General features: G+C 53.5%; 14 protein-coding genes. 9 read left to right on the top strand and 5 right to left on the bottom strand.

The window, feature by feature from the left end; genetic code table 11:
• Positions 1 to 15: 15 nt before the first annotated feature.
• Positions 16 to 1,284 (bottom strand): dicarboxylate/amino acid:cation symporter, encoded by a 1,269-nt coding sequence (locus tag KI228_RS12925; RefSeq protein ID WP_061069998.1) that lies wholly within the window; start codon positions 1,282 to 1,284, stop codon positions 16 to 18.
• 332 nt (positions 1,285 to 1,616) lie between these two features.
• Between KI228_RS12925 and tar the strand changes: the two genes are divergently transcribed.
• From tar to cheZ, 6 genes are read left to right on the top strand one after another with little or no spacing between them, the layout of a single operon-like run.
• On the top strand, positions 1,617 to 3,278 hold the full coding sequence (gene tar / locus KI228_RS12920) for a methyl-accepting chemotaxis protein II (protein WP_044264796.1): 1,662 nt from the start codon (positions 1,617 to 1,619) through the stop codon (positions 3,276 to 3,278).
• Between the two features lie 44 nt (positions 3,279 to 3,322).
• On the top strand, positions 3,323 to 4,924 hold the full coding sequence (gene tap / locus KI228_RS12915; protein WP_043000335.1) for a methyl-accepting chemotaxis protein IV: 1,602 nt from the start codon (positions 3,323 to 3,325) through the stop codon (positions 4,922 to 4,924).
• A 19-nt stretch (positions 4,925 to 4,943) separates the two neighbouring features.
• Positions 4,944 to 5,810 carry a protein-glutamate O-methyltransferase CheR gene (cheR, locus tag KI228_RS12910; protein ID WP_043000336.1) on the top strand — a complete coding sequence of 289 codons (867 nt, stop codon included), beginning with the start codon at positions 4,944 to 4,946 and terminating at the stop codon, positions 5,808 to 5,810.
• A complete protein-coding gene (locus tag KI228_RS12905; RefSeq protein WP_043000337.1) occupies positions 5,807 to 6,856 on the top strand; it encodes a protein-glutamate methylesterase/protein-glutamine glutaminase in 1,050 nt (349 codons plus the stop codon). Before cheR ends, KI228_RS12905 begins: the two co-directional genes overlap by 4 nt.
• 17 nt (positions 6,857 to 6,873) lie before the next feature.
• Positions 6,874 to 7,263: a chemotaxis response regulator CheY gene (gene cheY, locus KI228_RS12900; RefSeq protein WP_043000338.1), complete on the top strand. Its 390-nt coding sequence runs from the start codon at positions 6,874 to 6,876 to the stop codon at positions 7,261 to 7,263.
• 10 nt (positions 7,264 to 7,273) lie between these two features.
• On the top strand, positions 7,274 to 7,918 hold the full coding sequence (gene cheZ, locus KI228_RS12895; protein ID WP_043000339.1) for a protein phosphatase CheZ: 645 nt from the start codon (positions 7,274 to 7,276) through the stop codon (positions 7,916 to 7,918).
• A 198-nt stretch (positions 7,919 to 8,116) separates the two neighbouring features.
• Here cheZ and KI228_RS12890 read toward each other — a convergent pair whose 3' ends face one another.
• From KI228_RS12890 to KI228_RS12875, 4 genes are all read right to left on the bottom strand, one after another.
• Entirely contained in the window at positions 8,117 to 9,265 is a 1,149-nt protein-coding gene (locus KI228_RS12890; protein ID WP_061069999.1) for a fimbrial protein, read from the bottom strand.
• Positions 9,266 to 11,725 carry a fimbria/pilus outer membrane usher protein gene (locus KI228_RS12885; protein ID WP_224267586.1) on the bottom strand — a complete coding sequence of 820 codons (2,460 nt, stop codon included), beginning with the start codon at positions 11,723 to 11,725 and terminating at the stop codon, positions 9,266 to 9,268.
• 80 nt (positions 11,726 to 11,805) lie between these two features.
• Positions 11,806 to 12,501, bottom strand: a complete 696-nt coding sequence (locus tag KI228_RS12880) for a fimbrial biogenesis chaperone (protein ID WP_061070001.1) — start codon at positions 12,499 to 12,501, stop codon at positions 11,806 to 11,808.
• A 72-nt stretch (positions 12,502 to 12,573) separates the two neighbouring features.
• Positions 12,574 to 13,128, bottom strand: a complete 555-nt coding sequence (locus KI228_RS12875) for a fimbrial protein (protein WP_044264788.1) — start codon at positions 13,126 to 13,128, stop codon at positions 12,574 to 12,576.
• Positions 13,129 to 13,643: 515 nt separating this feature from the next.
• On the opposite strand from KI228_RS12875, the gene flhB reads away from it, so the two are divergent.
• The 3 genes from flhB to flhE are packed head-to-tail and all read left to right on the top strand — an operon-like array spanning position 13,644 to position 17,261.
• Positions 13,644 to 14,798 carry a flagellar biosynthesis protein FlhB gene (gene flhB / locus KI228_RS12870; RefSeq protein WP_043000344.1) on the top strand — a complete coding sequence of 385 codons (1,155 nt, stop codon included), beginning with the start codon at positions 13,644 to 13,646 and terminating at the stop codon, positions 14,796 to 14,798.
• Entirely contained in the window at positions 14,791 to 16,869 is a 2,079-nt protein-coding gene (gene flhA, locus KI228_RS12865) for a flagellar biosynthesis protein FlhA (RefSeq protein WP_043000345.1), read from the top strand. Before flhB ends, flhA begins: the two co-directional genes overlap by 8 nt.
• On the top strand, positions 16,869 to 17,261 hold the full coding sequence (gene flhE, locus KI228_RS12860) for a flagellar protein FlhE (RefSeq protein WP_043000346.1): 393 nt from the start codon (positions 16,869 to 16,871) through the stop codon (positions 17,259 to 17,261). Before flhA ends, flhE begins: the two co-directional genes overlap by 1 nt.
• Positions 17,262 to 17,384 lie beyond the last annotated feature (123 nt).

Below are 17,384 nucleotides of genomic sequence, written 5' to 3'. Positions count from 1 at the left end.
TCTGACAGTCAACCGTTATGCTCCGACCTGCTGTGACACCGCCTCCACATCACTCTCTTCCAGTAAACCTTCGTTTTGTGCCAGCATCGCCGTCGCAATACCGTTACCTAACACGTTAATGGCGGAACGGCCCATGTCGAGAAAATGGTCGATACCCATCAGGAGCAAAATGCCGGCGACCGGAATGTTAAAGCTCGGAATCGTTGCCGCCAGCACCACTAACGCGGAACGCGGAACGCCGGCAATACCTTTTGACGCCAGCATCAGCGTGAGCATCAGGACGCTAATCTCAGCAAACGACAGATGAATGTTGTAGGCCTGCGCGATAAACATCGACGCAAAAGAGCAGTAAACCATTGAACCGACCAGGTTGAACGAGTAACCAATGGGCAGCACGAAAGAGACGATGTTGCGCGAGCAGCCAAATGTCGTCAGTTGCTCCAGCGTTTTCGGATAGGCCGCTTCAGAACTGCTGGTGGTAAAGGCCACCAGAACCGGATCCTTGAGCATACCAAGCAGGCGAAACACCTCTTTTTTCAGTACCAGATATCCCACTGCCAGCAACACCAGACAGGTCATCAGAATTGCCACGTAATAACCGCCAATGAACGAGGCGTAGTTGAGCAAAATGCCCAATCCTTCGGTGGCGATCACCGAGGAGATGGCGGCAAAAATGGCCAGCGGGGCGACGTACATCACGTAGCCGGTCACTTTCAACATAATGTGGGAAACCACGTCCAGCGCCGCCACCAGCGGGGTATTGAATTTTTCGCCCAACGACGCGCCGCCGATCCCGAAGAACATTGAGAACACCACAATCTGCAAAATTTCGTTATTGGCCATCGCACCGGCAATGCTGGTAGGAATGGTATGTGACAGGAAACCTTTCAGGCTCATCCCGCCGACGGCGAGACCGGTATCCACGGCTTCTTTCGGGATAGCCAGATTGAGTCCGCTGCCGGGTTGTTCCAGGGTGACAATAAAAAGGCCCACCAGAATGGAAAGAATAGAAGAGCTGATGAACCAGATCATCGCTTTGCCGCCCACACGTCCGATGGTGGACGTCTCGCCAAGACGCATAATGCCCACAGTCAGAGTGCTGAACACCAGGGGGGCGATAACCATCTTAATCAAACGTAAGAAGATGTCGGTGAGGAGGGTGATGTTATCCGACCAGGCGGCAATGACGCTTTCGGATGTATACGAGTGAATAACCGCACCTGACACAATACCTGCCAGCATGAAAATCACGATGAATATCGTGAGTTTATTTGCATTTGCCACTAAAAATCCCTCAGGCTGAATTTAACAATTTTTTATCAGCGATACATATGTTTTATGTATTTAATTACGCCAAATCATTTCCTACCTAACCTGGAGTAATTCGTTGTGGGTTACAACTTTTTTTTATTATTTGCTTATTTTGTTGTATTCATGACCGCGTACTTTTTAGCACGGGATAGCATAAACGTCTGTGACTGCCAGCCACGCGTCTGCCATCTCAGTGACAGGGTGGAGTGGATATCGCCTTCTGACCTGGATTTCCCTTTCGCAAACGTAAAGTTCTTATCAAGGGTGCCGATAACGTTGTTAACTCGTTTTCAGGAAGGTGCCTTATGTTTAACCGTATCCGCGTTGTCACAATGCTGATGATGGTGCTGGGGGTTTTCGCACTGCTACAGCTTGTCTCTGGTGGTTTGCTGTTTTCGTCTTTACAGCAGAATCAAAAAAGTTTTGTTATTTCCAACGATCTACGCCAACAGCAGAGTGAACTGACCTCGACATGGGATCTGATGCTGCAAACACGTATCAACCTCAGCCGTTCCTCTGCACGCATGATGATGGACGCCAACAATCAGCAGAGTAGCGCAAAAAACGATCTGCTGAAGAGCGCGAAAAATTCCCTCGCTCAGGCGGCAGAGCACTACGCCAGATTTAAAGCTATCGATCCGCTGCCAGAGATGGTGGAGGTCAGCAACAATGTGGACGAAAAATACCAGAACTATTTTGCCGGTTTAACCGAACTGGTGCAGTTCCTGGAAAGCGGCAACATGGATGCCTTTTTCGCGCAACCGACGCAGGGAATGCAAAACGGACTCGGCGACGCGAAGAGCAAGTACGCCAGCGTCAGCGAAAAACTCTATCGCCAGGCGTTTGATGAAAGCGCGCGCGACTACCAGTTTGCGCAGTGGCAACTCGCCATTCTGGCGGTGGTGCTGGTGCTGATCCTGGTGGTGGTGTGGTACGGCATTCGTCACACCCTGCTCAACCCGCTTGCCAGCGTCATCGCTCATATTCGTGAAATCGCCGGCGGCAACCTGACCAACACGCTGACCGTTGCCGGACGGAATGAAATTGGCGAACTGGCTGGTAGCGTCGATCACATGCAGCGCTCGCTGGTAGACACCGTCACCCAGGTGCGCGAAGGCTCCGATGCCATCTACGCCGGTACCACGGAAATCGCCACCGGCAACACCGATCTTTCATCGCGGACCGAACAACAGGCGTCGGCGCTGGAAGAGACGGCGGCCAGCATGGAAGAGTTAACCGCGACGGTGAAACAGAACGCCGACAATGCCCGACAAGCGTCGCAACTGGCGCAGAGCGCCTCGGAAACCGCGCAGCACGGCGGCAAAGTGGTGGATAACGTCGTTAAAACGATGCATGAAATTGCCGGTAGCTCGAAGAAAATTGCCGACATTATCAGCGTTATCGACGGTATTGCCTTCCAGACCAATATCCTGGCACTGAACGCCGCGGTGGAAGCCGCGCGAGCAGGTGAGCAGGGGCGTGGCTTTGCGGTGGTCGCCGGTGAGGTACGTAATCTGGCCAGTCGCAGTGCGCAGGCGGCAAAAGAGATCAAAGCGCTGATTGAAGATTCCGTTTCGCGCGTGGATACCGGCTCCGTGCTGGTCGAAAGCGCGGGTGAGACCATGAACGATATCGTCAATGCGGTGACCCGCGTGACCGACATTATGGGCGAAATTGCCTCGGCTTCTGATGAACAAAGCCGTGGCATCGATCAGGTGGCGCTGGCGGTTTCTGAAATGGACCGCGTGACGCAGCAAAACGCCTCGCTGGTCCAGGAATCCGCAGCCGCCGCGGCCGCGCTGGAAGAACAGGCCAGCCGACTGACGATGGCGGTCTCCGCATTTCGTCTTGCCGCGCGTCCTTATGCGGTAAAAACCAAAGAAGAACGGACTTCTGCAGACGCGCCCCGCAGCGCGCAGAAGCCCTCGTTAAGCATGGAGCACGATACTAACTGGGAAACATTTTGACCGAAATTTAACACTGCGGCCGTTGCCGCCTGATGGGAGCGTTGATGTTTAATCGTATTCGAATCTCGACCACGCTGTTTTTGATTTTGATCCTCTGCGGTGTATTGCAGATTGGCAGTAATGGCTTGTCTTTCTGGGCATTTCGGGACGGTTTTCAGAGCCTGAATCAGGTCGAGCAGAGTAATCAGCAACGCGCGGCGCTGGCACAAACGCGCGCCGTTTTATTACAGGCGAGTACCGCCCTCAACAAGGCCGGGACATTAACGGCGCTGAGCTATCCGCCCGATGACATCAAAAGCCTGATGGTTATCGCGCGCGAAAGCCTGGCGCAGTCTGCCACGTTGTTCAATGGCTTCAAGGCTATCGAGGCGAATACGGAATCGGGCAAAGCGCTGCAGGACGCAACGGAGAAAAGCTTCACCCAGTGGCACAGCGATCTGGAACATCAGGCCACCTGGCTTGAAAACAACCAGTTGTCAGACTTTCTGACCGCGCCAGTGCAGGCGTCACAGGATGCCTTTGATGTGAACTTTAACGCCTGGCAGCAGAACATTAACCATGTGCTGGTGGTGGCTGGGCAACAGAGCAAAAACAACTATCACATGTCGGCAGCGATCTTTATCAGCATGGTCATTATTGCCGCGCTGTTAACCACCGGAGCGCTGTACTGGTCGCGCAAAATGATCGTCCAGCCGCTGGCGATTATCGGCAGTCATTTTGACAGCATTGCCGAGGGCAACCTGGCGCGGCCGATTGCGGTTTACGGGCGTAATGAGATTTCGGCGATCTTTGCCAGCCTGAAGGCGATGCAACAGGCGCTGCGGGAAACCGTCAGCGACGTGCGTCAGGGCAGTCTGGCGATGCACACCGGGATTTCTGAAATCGCGATGGGTAATAACGATCTCTCCTCACGCACCGAGCAGCAGGCGGCGTCATTGGCGCAGACGGCGGCCAGCATGGAGCAGTTAACGGCTACCGTCGGTCAAAACGCCGACAATGCGCGCCAGGCTTCCGGGCTGGCAAAAAGCGCCGCCGATACGGCGAAAACCGGCGGCGAACAGACCACCAAAGTCGCCAGTACGATGCAGGCGATTGCCGCCAGTTCGCAAAAGATTGGCGACATTATCGGGGTGATAGACGGTATCGCCTTCCAGACCAATATTCTGGCGCTCAACGCGGCGGTCGAAGCGGCGCGTGCTGGTGAGCAGGGGCGTGGATTTGCTGTGGTTGCCGGAGAAGTACGAAACCTGGCGAGCCGCAGCGCCCAGGCAGCAAAAGAGATTAAAGGGTTAATTGAAGAGTCGGTGAACCGCGTCCACCAGGGATCGCAACTCGTCGATACGGCTGCCCGTACCATGACGGAAATCGTCAGCTCGGTCACCCGGGTCAACGACATCATGGGCGAGATTGCCTCGGCGTCAGACGAACAACGCAGAGGAATAGAGCAGGTGGCACAGGCCGTCACCCAGATGGATCAGGTGACACAACAGAACGCCGCGCTGGTGGAAGAAGCCGCCGCCGCGACCGGGCAACTCGCGCATCAGGCCGACACGCTGTCAGCCCGTGTAGCAGTATTCAAACTTGAAGAGCATGTGGTAACACACCAAGAATCGGCACCGCCGCAGGCTGTGCCCGTTGTATCCTGAATGTGATTGAGAAGGCGCTATGACATCATCTCTGCCCAACGGGCAAACGTCATTATTGTTACAGATGACCCAGCGCCTTGCGCTGTCCGACGCGCACTTTCGTCGGATATGTCAATTAATCTACCAGCGTGCGGGGATCGTGCTGGCGGACCACAAGCGGGACATGGTTTACAACCGCCTGGTCCGTCGCCTGCGTACGCTGGGAATGGATGATTTTGGTCACTATCTCAGCGTGCTGGAAGCGAATCAAAGCAGCGCAGAGTGGCAGGCTTTTATCAACTCGTTGACCACTAACCTGACCGCTTTTTTCCGCGAAGGGCACCATTTCCCGGTACTGGCGGAAAGCGCGCGTCGTCACAGCGGCGAATACCGGGTCTGGAGCGCCGCGGCATCGACCGGTGAAGAGCCGTACAGTATCGCCATTACGTTGGCCGATACGCTGGGCATGGCGCCAGGGCGCTGGAAGGTGTTCGCCAGCGATATTGATACCGAAGTGCTGGAAAAGGCCCGTAGCGGGATCTATCGCCTGGACGAACTGAAGACCCTGTCGCCGCAGCAGCTCCAGCGTTATTTCATGCGCGGAACCGGTCCTCATGATGGGCTGGTGCGTGTACGTCAGGAACTGGCAAGCCACGTCGAGTTTTCCGTGATTAACCTGCTCGATAAGCAGTACAACGTGCCGGGACCGTTCGACGCCATTTTCTGCCGCAATGTGATGATCTATTTCGATAAAACGACGCAGCAGGACATTCTGCGCCGTTTTGTCCCTCTTCTTAAGCCTGATGGTCTGCTGTTTGCCGGGCATTCAGAGAACTTTAGTAACCTCGTGCGCGACTTTAGCCTGCGCGGTCAAACGGTTTATGCGCTAAGTAAGGGTAAAGCATGAGTAAAATCAGGGTGTTGTCGGTCGATGATTCTGCATTGATGCGTCAAATCATGACCGAAATTATTAACAGCTATAGCGACATGGAGATGGTGGCAACCGCACCCGATCCGCTCGTCGCCCGGGATTTAATCAAGAAATATAACCCTGACGTGCTGACGCTGGACGTCGAAATGCCGCGGATGGACGGCCTCGATTTTCTTGAAAAGCTGATGCGACTGCGTCCGATGCCGGTGGTGATGGTGTCGTCGCTGACGGGGAAAGGCTCGGAAGTGACACTGCGGGCGCTGGAACTGGGGGCGATCGATTTTGTCACCAAGCCGCAGTTGGGGATCCGCGAAGGGATGCTGGCCTACAGCGAGATGATTGCGGAGAAAGTGCGCACGGCGTCACGCGCACGTCTGACAGCCCATAAACCGCTTGCGGCGCCGGTCACCTTAAAGGCGGGACCGCTGCTCAGTTCGGAAAAACTGATTGCGATTGGCGCCTCGACGGGGGGCACCGAGGCAATTCGCCATGTGCTGCAACCGCTGCCGCTCTCCAGTCCGGCGGTCATTATTACGCAGCATATGCCGCCCGGTTTTACCCGCTCGTTTGCTGAACGTCTGAACAAGCTGTGTCAGATAACCGTGAAAGAGGCGGAGGACGGCGAGCGTGTTCTGCCGGGTCATGCCTACATTGCGCCGGGCGATAAACACATGGAACTGGCACGCAGCGGGGCAAACTATCAAATCAAAATTCATGACGGTCCGCCGGTTAACCGGCACCGGCCGTCGGTGGATGTGCTGTTTCATTCGGTAGCGATTCATGCGGGGCGCAATGCTGTCGGGGTGATCCTGACGGGAATGGGCAACGACGGCGCCGCCGGAATGTTAGCGATGCACCAGGCAGGCGCCTGGACGATTGCGCAAAATGAAGCAAGTTGTGTGGTGTTCGGCATGCCGCGCGAAGCCATCAATATGGGTGGCGTCAGCGAAGTGGTCGATCTTAGTCAGGTTAGCCAGCAGATGCTGGCGAAAATCAGTGCCGGACAGGCAATACGTATTTGAATCAGGAGTAATTTTTTATGGCGGATAAAGAGCTTAAGTTTTTGGTTGTGGATGACTTTTCCACCATGCGTCGCATCGTGCGTAACCTGCTTAAGGAGTTGGGATTTAACAACGTGGAAGAAGCCGAAGATGGCGCGGATGCGTTGAATAAACTGCAGGCAGGTGGGTTTGGTTTTGTCATTTCCGACTGGAACATGCCGAACATCGACGGTCTCGAGTTGCTGAAAACCATTCGCGCGGACAGCGGAATGTCCTCACTGCCGGTGCTGATGGTCACGGCAGAGGCGAAGAAAGAGAACATCATTGCCGCGGCGCAGGCCGGGGCCAGCGGCTACGTAGTGAAACCGTTCACGGCGGCGACGCTGGAAGAAAAACTCAATAAAATCTTTGAGAAACTGGGCATGTAAGGGGCTGACCATGATGCAACCACAGATTAAACCCGTAGATGAACATTCTGCCGGGGATATCATTGCCCGCATTGGTAGCCTGACCCGTATGCTGCGTGACAGTCTGCGCGAACTGGGACTGGACCAGGCGATTGCCGAAGCGGCAGAAGCCATTCCTGATGCCCGTGACCGTCTGGACTATGTAGTACAGATGACCGCGCAGGCGGCTGAGCGCGCCCTGAACAGCGTTGAGGCTTCTCAGCCGCATCAGGACGAGATGGAGAAAGGGGCGAAGGCGCTGAGCAAGCGTTGGGACGAGTGGTTTGAAAACCCGATTGAGCTCTCTGACGCCCGCGAGCTGGTGACAGACACTCGAAAATACCTCGGCGATGTGCCCGGGCATACCAGTTTCACCAACGCACAGTTGCTTGACATCATGATGGCGCAGGACTTCCAGGATCTGACCGGTCAGGTGATTAAACGCATGATGGATGTGATTCAGGAGATTGAACGTCAGCTGCTGATGGTACTACTGGAAAATATTCCAGAGCAGAGTTCTCGACCCAAACGCGAAAGTGAAAGCCTGCTGAATGGTCCGCAGGTCGATGCGACCAAAGCGGGCGTTGTCGCCAGCCAGGACCAGGTGGACGACCTGCTGGATAGTTTAGGCTTTTGAGAACAATGGCCCTCAAGGGCCATTGAGAGTGATGACAAATCTCCTGTTGATACTGGGCGAGCAGATATCGCCCAGTAAAAAATAAGGAAAATCAATTCATTGATTTTCATCTGCTTACTACAAAGAAGGAGAAAACACGCTTTTTCCTTCTTTGTCAGCAGTCTGAATGGCCCGTCGGGGCCATTGTTCACTTTGCAGTTAACGGATATCCATTTTTACCGTGACGTTGCCTTCAAAATGGCCAGCATCGGGTTTATTACTGGTTGTGGCAACCGGTGCGGCGGTCATCTGGATATGACCATCGCCGTTGCCATCTAACACAATGGGGAAGTCCGCACTACCATCCAGCGGTATGCCATTATCATTGCTGTCATACATTCTTACGCCAATGTCGTCTCGTCCTATCATTTTGGCAATGAATCCTGTGCCTGTATCGTTAACGCCCTGATCGGCGGATAGGGTCAGCTTTATTTTGTCGCTATTACTGACAGCGGTACTGTCGCAGTGGAATTTGATATCTACATCACGCAGCGTGAATCCTGAAGGAACGGCTCCAGGCGCAGTAAAATTAGAACTGGCCAGGGTTTCAAAATCGACATTGATCGTACTCCCTGCGTTTATCGTACAACTGAGCGGTGCGTTAATAGCGCCAGAGATGTACATTTCCGACGCGACACTGGCTTTGCTGAAGTTACACGACCCCGAGCCGTAAAAGATGCATACGCTGGTGGACATCAGTAGCTGATTCGGAATGGTTTCTATGCCGAATATCGGGTTAACGATATACAACGAGAGACTTATCTTGTTCCAGTTGAATAAACGCTTAGGATTGCCGGCTACAGGACTGTTTGCGCAAAGTGACTGCGTCGCTTCGCTATTATCGCCTTCGAACAGACTGGTTGTGGGCGACTGATTGGGATAGGTTTCGAGGAGATAAGCGGTACCTCCTCCCGAGACGGTATCGGAGAAGGCTGATATCTGGATATCTAAGTTGTTAGTGAGCTTGCCATATTTAGCCGTTCGGCCGGTAGGCAGTGGCGTGGTACGGTAACTGTAGATCTTCTCGGTGGTTGTACCTGTCACCCCAGGGCACGAACTGCACTGCGCTGCATGCGGATCCGAGGGAAATACAAAGCTTATTGTTGGCTGGATTCTATTCCCGGCGTAGTTATCCTCCGCGCTCAGGTCGTAATTGAGCGGGACATCGACTCTGCCCTTGGTGGGGAAGCAACCACTCAGATAGGTGGTTGCACCGAATGCCTGCAATACGGGAAGTAGCCCGCTCAACAAAATCAGTACGTGCAGACGATGTGGGGTGAAAAGCCAGGCCCATCGAAATTGCTTCATTTAACCTCCTTGCTTGCAAGCCGCCGTCATGCGCTTGATGTCGGCGGCATCCGTATTCTGGGGAATCTCTTCACCGGTTGTAATCGTTGCGATACACCTTTGCCGCTCCTGATTTCCCCATTTTGCCTTGAGCGTGACGGTACCGCTGAGTCCGGCGAGATAGACCACGCCCTGATCATCGGCAATGCCATTGAGCAGACCATCTTCTGAGGTCACCATCGTACCAAAGGGCAGCGGTTGTCCTGATGATTGCACCAGCGTAACCAGCGCGCGATAACCCCGACGAGCACTGAAATGCGCCACGACGGCGGCGTTTCGCGAAGGGACCACTGTTGATGAGGTATTACTGCTGTCGACATCATCTGGCAGCGTAGTGGTATCAATGTTGATGTGATTTTCCTGATAAGCTGAAATGGAAGGAATGATGGCGTTGCCAAACATATCAGTATGGATCCCGCGTTGATTCTGGAAACTGACACCGGGTGCGCCGTCGGCATCGACTATCGCAAACTGGCTACCGAGGGGTTGCGACAGCGTAATGCCACGAGGATGCGCGACCAGTGCGCCATTCGCACCGTAGCTGAGCTGGCGCGAGCCATCTGACGCCGTGTAATAACCGGCATTGAGCCTGCCGTATTGGGCATACCAGGTGCTATATACGCTGCTGCTGTCCTGAGGACTCTGATTACTGCGGCTTTGCTGAAGCGAATAGTTCAGGCGGTTATCGGCCAGTAGCGAACCGTTCAGCCCTACGTTCTGCGTGGTTGCACCGTGCTGATTATTGTTAAGGCTGTAGGTTGCCCAGCTATCAGGTAGCCAGTGGCTTAGGGGAATCGTTAACCCTAAATAAAGTGAACGATCGTCCTCGCTATTGCTGGTTGTGCTCCAGGTGAGAGAGAGATTGTAGCTGATGCCCATCAGGCTGTAACTTGCACCTGCAGAAAGGGAGCTATCACGACGGCTATTATTCCAATAATTTTGCTGATAGCCGTTGATATAAATATTTCCGGCGCCCACCGGTTGGCTGATATTGAGTTGCAGCCGATTACGTTTATGATCCCGCGTTTCATCTGATGAATCTTTCGTCTGGTGTTGATTGGCTTCCACAAAACTGTAATAACCTTCACTTGAGTATCGGTAGCCTGAAAGGGAAAAGTGCGTATTGGTTGGGTTGAAATCCCCAGTGTACAGGACTCGCCATGACTGCCCGCTGCTGATGTTACCTGAATCCAGAACGCTTCGTGCAGCTGTGACATCCGCGGAGATCGCCCCCCAGTTGCCGAGGCTAATGCCCATTCCCGCGTTGACAGCGTTATAGTCTTGTGCGGTAGTTAAACCACCGATCGCCGTGAATGTATTATTGATTCCATAAATGATACTGCCCTGAGCAAATTCGGGTTCTTTGTCGTTGCTGCCATTGTCTGCCCGATAGCGGCCTGCAGTGGCTTCAAAACGCAGGCGAGAAGGGCGCTGCATTAGCGCAATGCTGGAAAAAGGCTGGATGGTGGTACGCACCGAGCCATCCGCTTCCTGTACGCTAAGTTCCAGATCGCCACTGTTGGTGGAGGCTGCCAGATCGTTGATTTCGAAAGCTCCAGGGGCGACGTTTTGTTGATAAATGGTGTAGCCATTTTGTTTGACGGTCACCACGGCATTGGAATAGGCCGTTCCGCGGAGCGTCGGTGCATAGCCTCTTTCGCTGTTTGGCAGCATCTCGTCATCAGAGGCGATGTTAATACCATTGAACTGCAGGCTATCGAAGACTTCTCCACGCGTGCTGCTCTGACCGGCGATAAACTGCGCTTTTAACGTTTGCACATCGTGTTGTATCCACGTGGCAATATTCTGCCAGCCCTGATTATCCGCGGCATTTGACCAGGTGCCATAGTTGCGCAGACGCCATTCCCCCAGATTCGCGCCGCTGCGAAGATTCAAATATTGATTACTGTGCTGTCCCTGAGTGTGTGCGAGATTATCCTGACCGCTAAACGCGTAATCAGCAAACAGCACCGGAACGCCCGCATCCCAGCGTGAGGGATCGACAGCGTTCGCATTCACTTTCTGAACCGCAATCTGGGGGATGCTGAGATGCAGATTCTGTAATTTAAAATCAAAAACAGCACTTGCAGCAGGAATATAAGTTCCCAGATCGTGTTTCAGGGGCTTATCGGCAGGCTCGGATGCCAGTATGGGGTAGTCGTCCACCTTGATTCCCCATTCGCGCAGCATTTTCGGGGTAAGCAGGGGAACCAGGCTTCCGTCTTCGGCGTTGACATAAGCCAGCGTTTTTTCCTGGATTTTTCTGTCGTTGAGCAGAATGTGTGAAGGATAGCTACCTGCGAGCTGAGCCTTCGGGTTGTCGAAAATCGCCAGGTTGGTCGTCTGTGGTGTGTTTTCGCCACCTTCAAGGGAGTTGGGTTGAAAATAAAAATCGCGGGCATAGAGAACAGAACTACTCAAGAACAATAAACCACTCAGCCCGTGCAATAAGGGGGCAAAAGCGCGGCTGGAGGAATGGCTTAGTGGCTGAGCGCGGTTATTCATGGTTTCAACGACGTGGTAAATTTATCGGTCGTTCCGCCATAGTCGTTGATGCAGCGCCATGAAACACTCTGCGCTGCCGTTTTGGCATCGAATGTCAGTGAGACACTGCTTTTAGGGGCAACCATATCTGCTGTCCTTAGCTGTGTGTTTCCTACCAGTACAGAATCAAAAACGCTGTAAAACGCACTACTATTCTCGATTCGTAGTTGATTGCCTGATTGGCTATACCGAAGGTTTTGACACGCCTCTTCTGGCGTCCCGCTCAGACCCGAAGGACGGTAGAACAACTTAATTTGCGTCCTGTAGATAAGGTGGAGAGCATTAGACTGTTCATCCTTACGGTCACGGGCTGGAATCATTCTGACAATCAGATAATAAAGTGATTCTCTGTCTGTTGTGGCTATCGTTTCACTGCGCATGACTCGCAGGCTTTGTCCGGACTTCGGGTCTAAACGAAACAGTGGTGGTGTGATAATAAAAGGTGCCCGTGTTTTATTATCTGCATTCATAACCCATGACTGAACAAGCCAGGGCAATTCTTTTTCCGTATTGATAAGTGGGAGGGCTGCCTCTTTTTTATTGGCGTCATATACCACGCGTGTACGGCCCAGTTGAATGCCTTCTGCACTACTTCCCAGGGAAAAGAGGGAACTGGATGTCGTTAATAGAATAAGTAACAACGGTGCCTTCATTTTATTTTCTCAACGCATAGCGAAGATAACCTGCCACGGGGCAGGCTATCATCTGATAATTAAAGAGGCGACTTAGCGATACAAAATATTGACTGTCATATCTGCATACGCATTTCCGGGTGTGATGGGCGTCGCATCATAGGATTCATAGCGGGCGACGAAATTTTGGGATATATCGGCTGATGTTGCTTGCAGTGGAATATACACCTGGCCATCCGCGCCGGTCAGGTTGAGGTTTGTTGTTGGTGCTGCTTCAGTGCTAACAGAGATGCCGACGCCAGTGGCACCGCCGGCCGTAAGTGCCAGAAGGTCATCGTGTCCGACGATGGTGATGCCTTTAAATGTTAACTGAATACGATCTAATCCTGTGGTTGCCACTGGGCAGCCAGCCAACGTAATGGTAAATGCGGCATCGTCGGATTTACCACCGTTACCGGTAAAAAAGCTGGGCGCGAAAGAACCAAGATATACGGTACTGTCTTTTCCGCTATCGCCCGTTATAGTACAACTTGGATCAACAATTTCACCGGTGAAGTGGATAGTACCTGCATTGTTCTCATCTGCCCTACTCCCCATAGAGGCGAGTGATAATAGCGAAGCTGCTATTAATAGTGGTGTTAAACGCATCGCAATCTCCATATGTTAACGTTCATATCCCGTCACTTTGTTATTAAGCAACACAGTGGGCTTGTTTGTTGACTCTGCCATCGTTTAATGGTTTTAGGTTACTTAAAATAATCCTTTTGATTGCGCGATGAAATGTGTTTTTTATATTTATAATGTCTATATATAAAGTGGGTTAAGTAAGATGGGGTTATAAAATAAAAACACTGAATTTAATGTGTTGATGTATTTTTTATTTGTAGAAATGAATGTGTTAACCTGTGTTTTTTATTTGTTTTGTATTGTTAGTGTCATGTGTCTTTTTGAGTTTTTATTTTTCTCTTTGAGGGTTTGTCAATCATTATGTTGTCCTCAGCGTCAAAAGATAGATTCCAGATTAAGACTAAATAAATTCTGAAAATACTCTGCTGAGAGGGGTAACAGTCAAAAAAGCGGGGAATCACCCCTTTGTTCTCCGCATTGCTTCGCGCGGGGAAGGGCACAATGAGCCCTATTGTAAATCATCACAGATGCGGGCCGTGGCAGACGAAAACGACAACGACGACAAAACAGAAGCCCCCACACCCCACCGACTTGAGAAAGCGCGGGAAGAGGGGCAGATCCCCCGTTCCAGAGAATTGACCTCACTGCTCATTTTGCTGGTGGGCGTCTGCATTATCTGGATTGGCGGCGAGTCGTTGGCCAGACGATTATCGGGCATGTTGTCGGCAGGACTGCGTTTTGACCACAGCATGGTCAATGATCCTAATCTGATCCTCGGGCAAATTATTCTGCTGATTAAAGAAGCGATGATCGCGCTGCTGCCGCTGATTACCGGCGTGGTGCTGGTGGCGCTGATCTCGCCGGTTCTGCTTGGCGGTCTGGTCTTCAGCGGTAAATCACTGCAACCCAAATTTTCCAAGCTCAATCCGCTGCCAGGCATCAAACGCATGTTTTCCGCGCAGACCGGGGCGGAATTGTTGAAAGCCATTCTGAAATCCACACTGGTGGGCAGCGTGACGGCGATGTATCTGTGGCATAACTGGCCGGAGATGATGCGCCTGATGGCGGAGTCACCGCGCGCGGCGATGGGCAATGCGCTGGATCTCGTTGGGCTGTGTGCGCTGCTGGTGGTGCTGGGGGTGATCCCGATGGTCGGATTCGACGTGATTTTCCAGATCATGAGCCATTTGAAAAAATTACGCATGTCACGCCAGGATATCCGTGACGAATTTAAACAGAATGAAGGCGACCCTCATGTGAAGGGGCGTATCCGGCAGATGCAGCGCCAGGCGGCGAGTCGACGCATGATGAGTGATGTCCCTAATGCCGATGTCATCGTCACCAACCCGACTCACTATTCGGTGGCGCTGCAATACGACGAAAATAAGATGAGCGCGCCGAAAGTCGTGGCGAAAGGGGCCGGACTTGTGGCCCTGCGCATTCGCGAGATCGGTGCCGAGAACAAAATTCCCACCCTTGAAGCGCCGCCGCTGGCGCGTGCGCTTTATCGCCATGCTGAGATTGGTCAGCAGATCCCCGGACAACTGTACGCCGCCGTCGCGGAAGTGCTGGCCTGGGTGTGGCAGCTTAAACGCTGGCGGCTCGCCGGTGGGGAACGTCCACCACAACCTGCAAATCTTCCAGTGCCTGAAGCCCTGGATTTTATGAACGAGAAGACTACCGATGGCTAATCTGGTTGCGATGCTGCGCCTGCCCAACAACATGAAAACCACGCAGTGGCAGATCCTTGCCGGGCCAATCCTCATTCTGCTGATCCTGTCGATGATGGTCCTGCCGTTGCCGGCGTTCATCCTTGACCTGCTGTTTACCTTTAACATCGCACTGTCGATTATGGTGCTGCTGGTGGCGATGTTCACCCAGCGCACGTTGGAGTTTGCCGCGTTTCCGACCATTCTGCTGTTCACTACGCTGCTGCGTCTGGCGCTGAACGTGGCTTCCACTCGTATTATTTTGATGGAAGGGCACACTGGCGCGGCGGCGGCGGGCAAGGTCGTTGAAGCGTTTGGTCACTTCCTGGTCGGCGGTAACTTTGCTATCGGCATCGTGGTGTTTGTTATTCTCGTCATCATCAACTTTATGGTTATCACCAAAGGTGCCGGGCGTATCGCTGAAGTGGGTGCGCGCTTCGTTCTTGACGGGATGCCGGGTAAACAGATGGCGATTGACGCCGACCTTAATGCCGGCCTTATCGGTGAAGATGAGGCGAAAAAGCGTCGTTCTGAAGTGACTCAGGAAGCCGACTTCTATGGCTCAATGGACGGTGCGAGTAAGTTCGTTCGTGGCGACGCCATCGCCGGTATTCTGATTATGGTGATTAACGTTGTGGGCGGTCTGCTGGTGGGGGTGCTGCAACATGGGATGAGCATGGGGCATGCTGCGGAAAGCTATACCCTGTTGACCATCGGTGATGGTCTGGTGGCGCAGATCCCCGCGCTGGTGATTTCAACCGCGGCGGGCGTCATCGTCACCCGCGTCAGTACCGATCAGGACGTCGGCGAGCAGATGGTCGGGCAACTGTTCAGTAATCCGAGCGTGATGTTGCTGAGCGCCGCGGTTCTGGGTCTGCTGGGCCTGGTGCCGGGCATGCCAAACCTGGTGTTCCTGATGTTTACCGCCGCGCTGCTGGGACTGGCCTGGTGGATCCGGGGACGTGAGCAGAAGGCGCCTGTCGAGCCACAACCGACTAAAGTTGCGGAAAACAACTCAGTGGTGGAAGCCACCTGGAACGATGTGCAACTGGAAGACTCACTCGGCATGGAAGTGGGCTATCGCCTGATCCCGATGGTCGATTTTCAGCAGGACGGCGAACTGCTGGGTCGTATCCGCAGTATCCGTAAAAAGTTCGCCCAGGACATGGGCTTTCTGCCGCCGGTGGTGCATATCCGCGACAATATGGATCTGCAACCTGCGCATTACCGCATCCTGATGAAAGGGGTGGAGATTGGCAGCGGCGACGCCTATCCGGGACGCTGGCTGGCGATAAACCCAGGCACGGCGGCGGGGACATTACCGGGCGAACAGACAGTGGATCCGGCATTTGGACTGGACGCGATCTGGATTGAAAGTGCCTTAAAAGAGCAGGCGCAGATTCAGGGCTTTACCGTAGTGGAGGCCAGTACAGTAGTCGCCACCCATCTGAACCATCTGATTGGTCAGTATGCGGCTGAACTGTTCGGTCGCCAGGAGGCGCAGCAACTGCTGGATCGCGTGTCGCAGGAGATGCCGAAGCTGACCGAAGATTTAGTGCCGGGCGTGGTGACCCTGACCACGCTGCATAAAGTGTTGCAGAACCTGCTGGACGAAAAAGTGCCAATTCGCGATATGCGCACTATTCTGGAAACGCTGGCGGAACATGCGCCATTGCAGAGCGATCCGCATGAACTCACGGCGGTGGTTCGCGTGGCGCTGGGGCGCGCCATCACCCAGCAGTGGTTCCCGGGTAATCATGAAGTTAATGTGATTGGCCTCGATACCGCGCTCGAACGCCTGCTGCTGCAGGCACTCCAGGGCGGTGGGGGACTGGAACCCGGCCTTGCCGATCGACTATTGGCGCAAACTCAGGAGGCGCTGTCCCGCCAGGAAATGCTGGGTGCGCCGCCGGTGCTGCTGGTTAACCATGCGTTGCGTCCATTGTTGTCGCGCTTCCTGCGCCGCAGCCTGCCGCAACTGGTGGTGCTGTCGAACATGGAGCTGTCCGATAACCGTAACATCCGCATGACGGCAACCATTGGAGGTAAATAATGCGCAAACTGCTTTGGCTGTTACTTTTCCCGCTGGTGGTACAGGCTGCCGGGGAAGGGGCGTGGCAGGCCAGTAGTATCGGCATAACCCTGAATCACCGCGGCGTGGCGGCCTCGTCGTCGCCGCTTTCATCCAGCCAGCCTGTCTCCGGTCTGATGACGCTGGTCGCCTGGCGATATGAACTGAATGGCCCGACGCCTGCCGGTTTACGCGTGCGCTTATGTTCACAATCACGCTGTGTAGAGATAGAAGGGCAGAGCGGCACCACGCAGGCATTTAACAACGTGCCTGCCGTTGAACCCCTGCGTTTCATCTGGGAAGTTCCCGGCGGTGGTCGCTTAATTCCCGCATTAAAAGTTCAGAGCAATCAGGTGATTGTGAACTATCGTTAACGGTTATTCTCCTCATCAGGCAGTACGCTAAACTGCTGCCTGACTCGCATTTTTGACCTTGCCTTTTGATTGAAAAGAAACGCTGTTTTATAAATCGGTGACACGCGTTGCCGGTCTCTTTGC

This window comes from Citrobacter amalonaticus (assembly GCF_018323885.1).
GTDB classification, from domain to species: domain Bacteria; phylum Pseudomonadota; class Gammaproteobacteria; order Enterobacterales; family Enterobacteriaceae; genus Citrobacter_A; species Citrobacter_A amalonaticus.
Note: the sequence above shows the minus strand (reverse complement) of the source record. Positions and strands in the feature narration are given on the sequence as shown.

Coding starts and splice junctions, on each gene's coding strand:
- tar (WP_044264796.1), top strand. CDS start 1,617: ATGTTTAACCGTATCCGCGTTGTCACAATGCTGATGATGGTGCTGGGG.
- tap (WP_043000335.1), top strand. CDS start 3,323: ATGTTTAATCGTATTCGAATCTCGACCACGCTGTTTTTGATTTTGATC.
- cheR (WP_043000336.1), top strand. CDS start 4,944: ATGACATCATCTCTGCCCAACGGGCAAACGTCATTATTGTTACAGATG.
- KI228_RS12905 (WP_043000337.1), top strand. CDS start 5,807: ATGAGTAAAATCAGGGTGTTGTCGGTCGATGATTCTGCATTGATGCGT.
- cheY (WP_043000338.1), top strand. CDS start 6,874: ATGGCGGATAAAGAGCTTAAGTTTTTGGTTGTGGATGACTTTTCCACC.
- cheZ (WP_043000339.1), top strand. CDS start 7,274: ATGATGCAACCACAGATTAAACCCGTAGATGAACATTCTGCCGGGGAT.
- KI228_RS12890 (WP_061069999.1), bottom strand. CDS start 9,265: ATGAAGCAATTTCGATGGGCCTGGCTTTTCACCCCACATCGTCTGCAC.
- KI228_RS12880 (WP_061070001.1), bottom strand. CDS start 12,501: ATGAAGGCACCGTTGTTACTTATTCTATTAACGACATCCAGTTCCCTC.
- KI228_RS12875 (WP_044264788.1), bottom strand. CDS start 13,128: ATGCGTTTAACACCACTATTAATAGCAGCTTCGCTATTATCACTCGCC.
- flhA (WP_043000345.1), top strand. CDS start 14,791: ATGGCTAATCTGGTTGCGATGCTGCGCCTGCCCAACAACATGAAAACC.
- flhE (WP_043000346.1), top strand. CDS start 16,869: ATGCGCAAACTGCTTTGGCTGTTACTTTTCCCGCTGGTGGTACAGGCT.